The sequence below is a fragment of the Isoptericola variabilis genome, from assembly GCF_050311655.1.
Lineage (GTDB): Bacteria > Actinomycetota > Actinomycetes > Actinomycetales > Cellulomonadaceae > Isoptericola > Isoptericola variabilis.
Genome location: NZ_JBNOZM010000003.1, coordinates 508,196 through 520,269 on the forward strand (window position 1 = coordinate 508,196; position 12,074 = coordinate 520,269).

General features: G+C 75.7%; 8 protein-coding genes. 5 read left to right on the top strand and 3 right to left on the bottom strand.

The window, feature by feature from the left end; all coding sequences use genetic code 11:
- The first annotated feature begins 26 nt into the window (after nucleotides 1–26).
- Together ACQP60_RS09525 and ACQP60_RS09530 are read left to right on the top strand one after the other, a co-directional pair.
- A complete protein-coding gene (locus ACQP60_RS09525) occupies nucleotides 27–557 on the top strand; it encodes a serine hydrolase (RefSeq protein WP_429731242.1) in 531 nt (176 codons plus the stop codon).
- Complete coding sequence (locus ACQP60_RS09530; RefSeq protein WP_429731245.1) at nucleotides 554–3,466, top strand: FAD-binding and (Fe-S)-binding domain-containing protein; 2,913 nt, start codon at nucleotides 554–556, stop codon at nucleotides 3,464–3,466. The genes ACQP60_RS09525 and ACQP60_RS09530 overlap by 4 nt, the downstream gene beginning before the upstream one ends.
- On the opposite strand, the gene ACQP60_RS09535 is transcribed toward ACQP60_RS09530, so the two are convergent.
- A complete protein-coding gene (locus ACQP60_RS09535; protein ID WP_429731248.1) occupies nucleotides 3,409–4,374 on the bottom strand; it encodes a DMT family transporter in 966 nt (321 codons plus the stop codon). The two genes, ACQP60_RS09530 and ACQP60_RS09535, sit on opposite strands and share 58 nt — an antisense overlap.
- A gap of 39 nt (nucleotides 4,375–4,413) precedes the next feature.
- Between ACQP60_RS09535 and ACQP60_RS09540 the strand changes: the two genes are divergently transcribed.
- On the top strand, nucleotides 4,414–4,899 hold the full coding sequence (locus ACQP60_RS09540; RefSeq protein WP_429731251.1) for a MarR family winged helix-turn-helix transcriptional regulator: 486 nt from the start codon (nucleotides 4,414–4,416) through the stop codon (nucleotides 4,897–4,899).
- Between the two features lie 118 nt (nucleotides 4,900–5,017).
- On the opposite strand, the gene ggt is transcribed toward ACQP60_RS09540, so the two are convergent.
- Complete coding sequence (gene ggt, locus ACQP60_RS09545; RefSeq protein ID WP_429731253.1) at nucleotides 5,018–6,874, bottom strand: gamma-glutamyltransferase; 1,857 nt, start codon at nucleotides 6,872–6,874, stop codon at nucleotides 5,018–5,020.
- Nucleotides 6,875–7,047: 173 nt separating this feature from the next.
- Between ggt and ACQP60_RS09550 the strand changes: the two genes are divergently transcribed.
- Nucleotides 7,048–11,145 (top strand): phosphodiester glycosidase family protein, encoded by a 4,098-nt coding sequence (locus ACQP60_RS09550; RefSeq protein ID WP_429731257.1) that lies wholly within the window; start codon nucleotides 7,048–7,050, stop codon nucleotides 11,143–11,145.
- A gap of 34 nt (nucleotides 11,146–11,179) precedes the next feature.
- On the opposite strand, the gene ACQP60_RS09555 is transcribed toward ACQP60_RS09550, so the two are convergent.
- Entirely contained in the window at nucleotides 11,180–11,755 is a 576-nt protein-coding gene (locus ACQP60_RS09555; RefSeq protein WP_429731260.1) for a GNAT family N-acetyltransferase, read from the bottom strand.
- A gap of 89 nt (nucleotides 11,756–11,844) precedes the next feature.
- On the opposite strand from ACQP60_RS09555, the gene ACQP60_RS09560 reads away from it, so the two are divergent.
- Nucleotides 11,845–12,069: a hypothetical protein gene (locus ACQP60_RS09560; RefSeq protein WP_429731262.1), complete on the top strand. Its 225-nt coding sequence runs from the start codon at nucleotides 11,845–11,847 to the stop codon at nucleotides 12,067–12,069.
- The last annotated feature ends 5 nt before the right edge of the window (nucleotides 12,070–12,074 follow it).

Here is a 12,074-nt window from a genome sequence, read left to right on the forward strand (position 1 = left end):
GGCGTCGACCCGAGGACGGAGTTCCCGTGCCGCACCCCGCACGACCCGCCGGCCTGCTCGACGGGCGCGCCGACGACGAAGGGTGGTCGTCCGCGGCGGCCCTCGTCGCGCCGTCGGCGGGCACGGGGGAGGCGTTCGCGGCCGGGCCGGGTGCCGCCCGGGGGACGACGGGCGCCGCGACCCGGTTCGACCTCGCGTCGGTGACGAAGGCCTTCGTGGCGGTCACCGCGGCGACGCTGGTCGACGACGGCCTGCTCGACCCGGACGCCCCGGCGCGCGAGGTGCTCGACGTACCAGCGACGTCGACCGGCGCGACGGCGCGCCGCGCGGGCGCGCCGTGGGGGCAGGCGCTCGGGCTGCGGCGCGGCGATCCGGGGTTCATGGTGTCGGGAGGCCAGGTGGGGCACGCGGGATTCACGGGGACGTCGTTCGTCGCCGACCTCGGCACGGGGGCGACGGCGGTGCTGCTCACGAACCGGGTGCACGGCGGGCGGGCGGCGAGCGTCGAGCCGCGCCGCCGACGGCTGGCGGCCCGGGCCGCGGAGGAGGGGCGATGACGGCACGGAGCACGACGCGCGGCGCCGCGGCGACCGACGGGTACGAGCTGCGCACCGACCTGCTGACGCGGGTGGCGCACGCGCACGACGCGTCGCACTACCTGCTGCGCCCGGAGGTGGTGGTGCGCGCGCACGACGTGGACGGCGTGGTGGCCGCGATGCGGGAGGCGAGCCGCCGCGGCCTCCCGGTGACGTTCCGCTCGGGCGGCACGAGCCTGTCGGGGCAGGCGTCGGGGGCGGGGATGCTCGTCGACACGCGCACCCGGTTCGCGCGGGTGGAGGTGCTGGACGGCGGGGAGCGCGTGCGCTGCCAGCCCGGCGCCACGCTGCGGCTGGTCAACGGGCACCTGGCGCGGCGCGGGCGGCGGCTGGGGCCGGACCCGGCGAGCGAGGTCGCGTGCACCGTCGGCGGAGTGGTGGCGAACAACTCCTCCGGGATGTCGTCGGGCACCACGCGCACCGCGTACCGGACGGTGGAGGCGATGACGGTGGTGCTGGCGAACGGCACCGTGGTCGACACGGGCGCGCCGGACGCCGACCCGCGCCTCGCCGCACTGGAGCCCGACCTGTACTGCGGCCTCGCGGAGCTGCGCGACCGGGTGCGCGGCAGCGCGACGATGCGCGCCGAGGTGGAGCGGCAGTTCGCGATGAAGAACACCATGGGGTACTCGGTGAACGCGCTGCTCGACCACGACAGCCCGGTGAAGATCCTCGAGCACCTGATGATCGGCTCGGAGGGCACGCTGGGCTGGGTCGCGGACGTCACCTTCCGCACGGTGCCGCTGCTGACGCGGGTCGCGACGACGCTGCTCGTCTTCGACTCCCTGGAGCGGGCCACGGACGCTCTCGTCCCGCTGGGCGCGTCCGGTCCGGAGGCGATCGAGCTCATGGACGCGGCGTCGCTGCGCGTCGCGGCGGCCGACCCGAAGGCGGACCCGTCGATGCGGTCGCTGGCCGCGGGCGCCGGCATCACGGGCCAGACGGCGCTGCTCGTGGAGTACCGAGCCGCGACCGACGACGCGCTCGCGCCGCTCCAGGACGCCGCCCGCGCCGTCGTCGACGGCCTCGACCTCGAGCTGCCCGCCACGCTCACGACCGACCCCGCCACGCGCGAGCGCCTGTGGCACGTGCGCAAGGGGTTGTACACGGCGGTCGCGGGCGCCCGGAAGGCCGGCGCGACGGCGCTGCTGGAGGACGTCGTCGTCCCGGTGCCCGACCTCACCGCCACCGTGCGCGACCTGGGCGGCCTGTTCGCGCGCCACGGGTACGACGACGCCGTCACGTTCGGGCACGCGAAGGACGGCAACCTGCACTTCATGATCACGCCGCGCCTCGGCGACGCCGCGGAGCTGGACCGGTACGCGGCGTTCAGCGACGACCTCGTGGACCTGATCCTCGGCCGCGGCGGCTCGCTCAAGGCCGAGCACGGCACGGGCCGCATCATGGCGCCCTTCGTGCGTCGCCAGTACGGCGACGACCTGTACGCCGTCATGCGCGAGATCAAGGGGCTCTTCGACCCGCGAGGGCTGCTCAACCCGGGCGTGATCCTCACCGACGACCCGCACGAGCACCTGCGCGACCTCAAGGTCGAGGCGTCCGCCGGCGGCGAGGACGCGCCGCTCGTCGACCGTTGCGTGGAGTGCGGCTACTGCGAGCCCGGCTGCCCGTCGCGCACCGTGACGACGACGCCGCGCCAGCGCATCGCGCTGCTCAAGGAGCTCGCCGTCGCGCCCGAGCACGAGCGGGAGGAGCTGGAGAAGGCGTACCGGTACTGGGGCGTGCAGACGTGCGCCGCCGACTCCCTGTGCGTCGAGGCCTGCCCCGTCGGCATCGACACCGGCGTGGTGATGAAGGGGCACCGGGCGCGGTCGAACCCCGCGCTCGTGCAGAAGGGCGGCGAGGCGCTCGCGGGGTCGTGGGGGCCGGTCGTGGACGTCCTGCGGGGCGCGCTCGGTGTGGTGCGGCAGGTGCCGACGCCCGTGGTGCGCGTGGCCTCGGAGGTGGCGCGCGGGATCGTCGGCACCGACGTCGTGCCCCGGGTGGACGACGACCTGCCCGGCCCCGGGCCGCAGCGCGAGGTGGACGGCGTCGGCGCGGGCGAGCCGCGGGCCGTGCTGTTCGCCTCGTGCATGGGCGAGCTGTTCGCCCCGGCGGACGGCGGCGTGCCCGAGGGTGGTGGGCCCGCCGACGGGCGCCCGGTGGGCGCCGAGGCGGCGCTCCGCGCGCTGTGCGAGCGCGCCGGGATCGGCCTGGCCGTGCCGGCGGGCATCGGCGGCCTGTGCTGCGGTACGCCGTGGGTGAGCAAGGGCCTGCCCGACGGCGCGGCGCGGATGGCGCGGCAGGTGCTCGACGCGCTGTGGGCGGCGACGCGTGGAGGCGAGCTGCCGGTCGTGTGCGACGCGTCGAGCTGCACGCACGGCCTGGTCGAGACGCCGCACCACCTGTCCGGGGAGGAGGCCGCCCGGTTCGCGCGGCTGCGCATCGTCGACGCCGTGACGTTCGTGCGCACGGACGTGCTGCCGGCGCTCGCGGAGCGCGGCGTCGACGTCGCGCGCCTCCCGAGCGTCGTCGTGCACCCCACCTGCGCGACGGTGCACCTGGGCGCCGTGGACGACCTGAAGGCCGTGGCCGCCGCCGTCGCCGACGACGCCGTCGTGCCCGCGGCGTGGGGCTGCTGCGGCTTCGCCGGCGACCGCGGCATGTTGCACCCCGAGCTCACCGCGGCCGCGACGCACGCCGAGGCGGCCGACGTCGCGGCGGGGGAGCGGGCGCGGCCCGGCGGCCGGTACGACGCCTACGTGTCGAACAACCGCACCTGCGAGATGGGCATGTCCCGCGCCACCGGCCGTGACTACGTGCACGTGCTGGAGCTGCTGGAGGCGGCGACGCGCGGCGCCGGCCTGACCTGAGCGCTCTCGCCCCGTGGCGGTGCGTCGCGCGGGGTCCGGCGCCCCGCGTTCACGAGCGCGACGCTGACGAGCACGAGCCCGATGCCGAGGGCCTGGAGCCCGGTGAGCACCTCGCCCCCCGCGAGGACGCCGAGAGCGACGCCGGTGACGGGGTTCAGCAGGCCGATCACGCCCACGGCCCCGGCGGGGAGGTGGCGGAACCCGCTGAACCAGCAGACGAAGCCGAGCGCCGTGGCGACGAGGCTCACGTACGCGAACGCGAGGGTCTCGGTGAGGGTCAGGGAGGGCGGCGCGCCCTCGACGAGCGCCGCGGCGACGAGCAGCTCGAGCCCGCCGACGACGAGCTGCCACGCCGTGACCGTGAGCACCGGCGTCCCGTCCTGCCACCGCTTGGTGAGGACGGCCCCGACGGACGAGAGCACCATCGAGGCGACGGACGCCGCGATGCCCCAGCCGTCCAGCGCGCCGGTCGCGGTGCCCACGATCAGCAGGACGCCGGCACCGCCCACGGCGGCCGCGACGACGACGCGCGGCGTGGGGCGCTCGCGGAGCAGGAGCCACGCCGCGCCGGCGATCGCCAGCGGGCTGAGCGACATGAGCGAGGCGGCGACGCTGGAGGGGAGCAGCTGAGCCGCGACGTACACGAGGCAGAAGAAGATCCCCATGTTGAGGGTGCCGAGCACGACCGAGCGCCACCACCAGGCGCCGCGCGGCAGCCGGCGTGCGACCAGCAGCAGGACGAGACCCGCCGGGAGCGCGCGGATCGCCGACCCCCACAGGGGCGTGCCCCCCGGGAGGAGGTGGTGCGTCACGACGTAGTTCGACCCGAACGCGACCGGCCCGACCGCCGCGACCAGGGGCCAGCGGACACGGAGCCAGGCCCGGCGCGGCCACGACATACTTTCCATGGAAACCACTCTACTTTCCATGGAAAGTAGAGTGGGTCCATGGCTGAGGTCGATCGCGTCGCGACGTTCGTCGAGCAGTGGCGCCGGGAACGCCCCGACCTCGACCCGAGCCCGATGGCGGTGATCGGGCGGATGCGTCGCATCTCCGACGACTTCACCGCCGCGCTCGTCGCGAACTACCGCCGGTTCGGGATCGGGGAGGGCGAGTTCGACGTCCTCTGCGCGCTGCGGCGCGCGGGCGCACCGTTCGCGCTCCACCCGCGGGAGCTCGCGGAGCACACGATGGTGACGGCGGGCGCGACGTCCAAGCGGGTCGACCGCCTGGAGGCCGCCGGTCTGGCGGTCCGGCAGGCGCGGGCCGACGACGGACGCGGGCGTGTGGTCACCCTGTCGCCGGAGGGTCGCCGCCTCATCGACGAGGCGTACCCCGCGCACCTCGAGCTCGAGGACGGCCTGCTGGCCCCCCTCTCGCAGGAGGAGCGGGAGCAGCTGGAGGCGCTGCTCCGCAAGCTCGTCGGCGGCTGACGCCCGCGGTCGCTACGCTCGCGGGCATGAGGATCCGGCCCGCGGTGCTGGCCGGTGCCGGACGTCGACCGGCGCACCCTCCTGGAGCAGCACAAGCAGCCGCCGCGCCTGGAGCGGCTCACCCGTCGGCCGGGTGCACCACCATGGCCGCGCCGCCACCGCGGCGGCGCGGCTCGGACACGGCGGTGAGCAGGCCGCCGTCGCCGATCTGCACGGCCGTGGCGGCGCCGATCTCCGCGGCGGAGGTGAACGCGTCGCCCGACGCGACGAGCGTGTGCCCGTACCCCTCCAGCGCCGGGCCGTAGGCCTCGATGAACTCCGGCTCGGCGGTGACCGACGCCGTGTTGCGCTGCGCCGCGCGAGGGGCGGCGAGCGCCTCGCCGATCGGCATGCCCCGGTCGAGGTGGTTGGTCAGCGTCTGCAGCACGGTCGTGATGATCGTGGAGCCGCCGGGCGAGCCGAGCGCGAGCACGGGCTCGCCGTCGCGCAGCACGATGGTCGGAGACATCGACGACCGGGGCCGCTTGCCCGGCTCGATGCGGTTCGGGTCGTCCGCCGCCCACACGGTGGAGAAGTCGGTGAGCTCGTTGTTCAGCAGGAAGCCGCGGCCCGGCACGAGCATCCCCGAGCCGCCGGTCTGCTCGATGGTCAGGGTGTACTCGACGACGTTCCCGTCCTTGTCCACCACGGTGAGGTTCGTCGTCGAGACGTTCTCCGTGTCCGAGTCGGCGGGGGCGATCGTCTCGCCGCACGCCGCGTCGTCGGCCTCGACGTCGCCGGGCGCGACGGGCTTGGTGGCCGCCGCCTCCGGGTCGAGCAGGCACGCGCGCTCGGCGGCGAAGTCGTCCGACAGCAGGGTGTCGAGGGGGACGTCCACGAACGCCGGGTCGCCCACGTACGCGCCGCGGTCGGCGAACGCCAGGGCGCTCGCCTCCAGGTAGTGGTGCAGGTAGGCGGCGTCGTCCATCCCCTCCAGGTCGAACGTCTCGAGGATGTTCAGGGCCTCGCCCACCGTGGACCCGCCGCTGGACGACGGCGCCATGCCGTAGACGTCGTAGTCGCGGTAGTCGGACACGGTCGGGTCCTGCACCAGGGCCTCGTACCCCGCCAGGTCGTCGAGCTCGAGGTAGCCGGGCGGCACGGGCAGGTCCGTGTCCGGGGAGACCTGCGGGCGTTGGACGACGTCCACCATCTCGGCCGCGAGGTCGCCGCCGTAGAACGCGTCGGTGCCGTGCTTCGCCAGCAGGTCGTACGTGTCCGCCAGGTCGCGGTTGCGGAACACGCTGCCGACGGCGGGCGGCTCGCCGCCCGGCAGGTACAGCTCCGCCGTGGCGGGGAACGCCGCGAACCGCTCCGCGTTGTCCGCGGTCTGGTCGTGGAACGTCTGGTCGACGACGAAGCCGCGGCGCGCCAGCTGCGTCGCCGGCTTCAGCGCCTTCTTCAGGGAGTAGGTGCCCCACTCGTCGAGCGCGGTCTGCCAGGTGGCGGGCGTGCCCGGGGTGCCCACCGAGACGCCGCTCGTCACCAGGTCCGGCGTGAACGGGTACGGCTTCCCGGTGCCCGGGTCGACGAAGGCGTCGGTCGGCATGTCCGCCGGCGCCGTCTCCCGGCCGTCGATCGTCTGCACCTCGCCGCTGTCGGCGTCGTAGTACACGAAGTACCCGCCGCCCCCGACCCCGGCGCTGTACGGCTCCGTGACCCCCAGCGCGGCGGCGGCCGCCACCGCCGCGTCGACCGCGTTGCCGCCCTTGCGCAGCACCTCCAGCCCGACCCGGCTCGCCTCCGGGTCCACCGTGCTGATCGCGCCGCCGTACCCGACGGCGGTCGGGACCTTCACGTCGTCGCGCGGGTCGGCGCTCGCGGACGTCGCGGCGGTGGTGCCGACGACGGCGGTCGTCGCGGTCAGCGCGGCGGCGCCCAGCGCTGCGAGCGCGCGGGAACGGGCGGGGCGGGCGGTGGAACGGCGGTGGTCCATGCGTCCCACCATGGCGGAACTCGAGGGCGGTCGCGCGTCGTGACCCGGCGCGTCGCCGGTTCGCCACGGCGAAAAGTTTCCCTCCTGGTTGACACTGTGAAAGTTGGTGGCAACCTGGTCGCGGGACGCTGCGACGGCGCACGTCCCGGCCCGACCTAGCGGAGGACCCCAGAATGAGCCGAGCACCGAGCCGAGCTCTGCCCCCTGCCCGACGTACCGTCCCCGCCGGGGTCGGTCTCCTGCTCGGCCTGGCGATGACGGTGCCCGCCGGCGCCGCGGTGGCCGTCCCGCCGGACGAGCCGCTCGACCTGCCGGTCGCGACCGCCGGCGTGGACCCGGCGGCGACGGACGCGCTCACCGACGACGTCGCCGACCTGCCGCTCGACGACGCGGGCGCCGCGATCGTCACCCGGCGCGCGGAGCGCCTGATCGCCCCGGGCCTGGAGCTCACCGAGTTCGCGCGGGTCTCCGCCGACGGCTGGCTCAGCGGCGAGGTGCTCGTCGCGCACCTGGGCCGGGACGGCGGGCCGCGGCTGGGGTACCTCGGCCCCGACGCCGTCGCCGGTCACGCGACCGTGAGCGAGATGGCGGCCGACCGGGGCGCCGTCGCCGCGATCAACGGCGACTTCTTCGACATCAACAACTCCGGGGCCGCGCTCGGCGCGGCCGTGGACGAGGGCACCCTGCTCAAGTCCGCGGCGCCCGGCCGCGAGAAGGCCTTGACGGTCGACGCCTCGGGCGTCGCGCGCCTCGCGGAGCTGTTCCTCGAGGGCACGATCACCCTCGGGTCGGGCGACGGTTCCCGTGAGCTGCCCGTCGCGGGCCTCAACGTCACCGCCGTCCCGGCCGGCGGCGTCGCCGTCTTCGATTCCTCCTGGGGGGACGCCGCGCGCACGCGGCCGCTCGGCGCGGGGGAGCAGGGCGTGGAGGTGCAGGTCCGCGGCGGTGCGGACGGTTCGCCCGGGTCGGTCGTCGCGGTGGGCGCGCCGGGCTCCGGCCGCCTGCCCGACGACGTCCGCGCCGTCGTCGCCCGGCCGGGGGCCGCGGCCGACGCGCTGGCGGCGCTGGCGCCCGGTGGCGAGGTGACGCTCGCCTACGGCCTGCGCGACGACCTCGGCGAGCTCCGCACCGCCATCGGCGGCGACCCCGACGACTGGCTGCTCGAGGACGGCGAGGTCACGTCGTCCACCAGCGACTTCGCGACGCTCCGCCACCCCCGCACCGCGGTGGGCCTCAGCGCGGACGGCGCGACGGCGTACCTCGTGGTCGTGGACGGCCGCCAGGCGCAGAGCATCGGCGCGTCCCTGCCCGAGCTGGGCCGGTTCCTCGCCCAGCTCGGCGCCGACGACGCGATCAACCTCGACGGCGGCGGCTCGACGACGATGGTCGCGCGCCTGCCCGGCGACGCCGGCACCAGCGTGCTGAACAGCCCGTCGGACGGCGGCGAGCGCCTCGACGCCAACGGCCTGGGGCTCTTCACCCCGGAGGGCTCGGGCGAGGTGCACGCGTTCGACGTGCACGCCGCCGTGCCCACGGGCGACGCCCCCGCCGGCGACGCGCTGCGCGTCTTCCCCGGCCTGCACCGCACGCTGACCGCCAAGGGCTACGACGAGTCCCGCGCGCCGGTCGACACCCGGCCCGACTCCTGGACCTCCTCCGACGACGGTGCGGCCACCGTCGCGCGCGCCGACGACGGCGCGGGCGTCGTCACCGGCGTCGCGCCGGGCTCCGCGACCGTCCGCGCCGCGTCCCCCGCGTCGGACGGCGTCGCGACGGGCGCCGCGGACGTCACGGTGCTGGGCGGCCTGCAGCGGCTCACCGTGCCCGAGCCGGTCGTGACGCTCCCCGACGCGGACGCGACCGCGTCCCTCACCGTCGTCGGGCACGACGCCGACGGGTACTCCGCACCGGTCGAGGCGCGCGACGTCGAGGTGACGGGCGGCGACGGCGTCGCCGCGCTGGAGCCGGCGGCGGACGGGTCGTTCGCGGTCCGGGCGCTGCGGGACTCCGGCGCCGCGACCTTCACGCTCGCGGTCGGCGACGAGGAGGTCGACGTCGCCGTCGCGGTGTCGCTCGAGGACGTCGTCGTCGCCGACCTGGCCGACGCCGCCCGCTGGACCTCCGCGCACGACCGGGCACCCGGCGGCTCGGTCGGCCCGGCCGAGGGCCACGAGGGCGCGGCGGGCCTGAAGCTCACCTACGACTTCACGCAGTCCACCGCGACGCGCGGGCAGTACGCCGTCGCGCCGGACGGCGGCGTCGTGGTGCCCGGGCAGCCCCGCACGCTCACGGCGTGGGTGCACGGCGACGGGAACGGCGCGTGGCTGCGGCTCCAGGTGCGCCAGGGCGACGGGGTCGTGACCAACCTCGACGGCCCGACCGTGTCGTGGGAGGGCTGGCGCCAGGTGCAGCTCGCCGTCCCCGAGGGCGTCGCGTTCCCGCTCACCCTCCAGCGCCTGCGCGTGCTCGAGACGCGGGCGGCGGAGCAGTACACGGGCGAGGTCGTCGTCTCCGACCTGCGGGCCCAGGTGCCGCCGGACGTCGAGGCGCCGGCGGCGGAGCGGGTCGAGGACCCGGTTGTCGTCGCCGACGGCGCGACGGACGACGCGCCGCTGCGCGTCGCGGTGCTGTCGGACGCGCAGTTCGTCGCCCGGGACCCGGGGTCCGGGGCGGTGCAGGGCGCGAAGCAGGCGCTGGCGGAGATCGTCGCGGCCGACCCGGACCTGCTCGTCATCAACGGCGACCTGGTGGACGAGGCGTCGCCCGCCGACTTCGACCTGGCCCGCGAGGTGCTCGACGAGGGCCTCGCCGACGCCGACTTCCCCTGGTACTACCTGCCGGGCAACCACGAGGTGATGGGCGGGTCCATCGAGAACTTCGAGGACGAGTTCGGCGAGCGCACGCACGTCGTGGACGTGCCCGCCGCCGGCGGCACCACCCGGCTCGTCATGCTCGACTCGTCGGCCGGGCGGCTGGGCGCCGACTTCGCCCAGCTCAAGGCCCTGCGCCACGCGCTCGACGACGCGGCCACCGACGACACCGTGACCGGCGTGGTCACCCTCTTCCACCACCCGCTCGACGACCCGCTGCCCACGAAGGCCAGCCAGCTCGTCGACCGGGTGGAGGCGGAGACGCTGCGCGGCTGGTTCGAGGACTTCCGCGAGACGTCGGGCAAGCAGCTCGCGTCGGTCGGGTCGCACGTCGGCGTCTTCCACGCCGCCACCGCGGACGGCATCCCGTACGTCGTCAACGGCAACTCGGGCAAGAGCCCGGCCAGCACGCCCGCCGACGGCGGGTTCACCGGCTGGTCGATGATCGGCGTCGACCCGGCGGCCGAGGGCACCGGCGATGACGGCTGGTTCTCCTGGGAGGTCGAGACGCGCGCCGAGAGCGTCGCGGTGAGCGGCCCCGAGGAGCTCGCCGTGGGCACTTCGGGCCAGGTCAGCGCCCTGGTCACGCAGGACGGCACCCGGCAGGTGCCGGTCGCGTGGCCCGTCTCGTCCCGCTGGGGAGGGGACCGGGTGTTCGTCGGCTCGCCCGACGACGCGCCGTCGGGCGCCGTCCTCGCGCTGGACCCGGCGACGCACGACGTCACCGCCGTCGCGCCCGGCCGTGCGACCGTCCAGGTCGAGGTCAACGGCGTCGCCGGCACGCTCGACGTGCTGGTGCCCGCCGGGGCGCCGGGCACCGCGCGGATCAGCGACGACAACGGCTGGGACACCGGGCTGCGCGACGGCGACTACCGCGTCCTCGTCGACCTGTGGTGGGGCGAGAACGCCACCAGCCTGCGGCTCTACGAGGACGGGGAGCTCATCCGCACGGAGAAGCTGACGCACGGCGGCACGGACGCGCAGCGGGTCGCCGTCCCCATCACCGGCAAGGCGAACGGCGAGTACGAGTACACGTGCGAGCTCGTCAACGCGGCCGGGACGACGCCGTGCGCCGGCCCGCACACGGTGCGTGTCACCGACGCGAACCCTGGCACGCCCGTCCTGTCCCACGACAACGCCTCCGACGAGGTGCCCGGCGACGGGGACTACGTCGTCTCCATGGACAAGTGGTGGGGCACGCAGGCGACGGGCTACGTGCTGTACGAGGACGGCGTCGAGGTGGACCGGCAGGAGCTGGTCCCGGGCACCGGGGGAGAGGCGCAGTCCGCCGCGACGGTGCTCACCGGCCGCGAGCCCGGCACGCACCGGTACGTCGCCGTGCTCACCAACGCGGCGGGCGAGACCCGCAGCAAGGAGCTGGCGGTCCGCGTGCGCCGGTGAACGGTCGACGCGCCCGCCGCCTGCCCTGGGGGCGTCAGGCGGCGGGCACGTCGGCCCGCATCACCCACCGCCACTTGGCGATCCGCCGGTCGCGGACGAAGCCGAGCTGCGCGTAGAGCTCCTCCGGGCCGGTGTGGAGGTAGGCGCCGCGTTGCGGCGGCCGGTCGACGGTCTGCTCCGGGTACGCCTCGACCGTCCCGCCGCCCGCCTGCGCGATGGCGTCCAGAGCCGCGCGGACCGCGGCCCGCGCGACGCCGCGCTCCCGGTGCTTCGCGGCGGTGAAGATGCAGCCGATGCGCCAGGTCGGCGGCTCCGCCGCGTCGCGCTCGTAGGCCTTCTGATTCTTGATGTTCGGCAGCTCGGCCGGCGTGCCGTACTGGCACCAGCCCACGCACGCGTCCCCGTCGTAGACGAGGACCTGCCGCACCGTCCCCGCACGCGTGTGCGCCAGCTTCGCCGCGCGGTTGCCCTCCGGCGTGCTGTCCCGGCTCAGGCCCTCGGGATGGAACCCCATGCACCAGCACCCGCCCCAGACTCCGTGGTGGGCCTCGACGAGAGCCGCGAAGTCGTCCCACGTGTCGGTGGTCAGGTGCTTCGTCGCGTACCCCATGTCCGGACGATAGGCACCCGGCGGCGCACAGGCACGGTGCCAGCGGGGGCGGTTCGCCGCGTCCGCCGCGGGCGGCCTATCCTCGGACCATGAGCGACTTCCAGGTCAACCCGCGCGTCAAGTCCGAGCCCACCGGTGCCGTCCTCGGCCGCTTCCTCGGCGCGTTCGTGCTCTTCGCCGCCGGCCTGGTGCTGTTCGGCTCCGGTGCCTCGGGCGGCAACCCGACCCTGGACCCGTACATGGTCGTCGGCGGCATCCTCCTCGTCGGGCTGGCCTTCGGCCTCCCGATGATCGGCGCGCACGAGCGGGGCTGACCCGC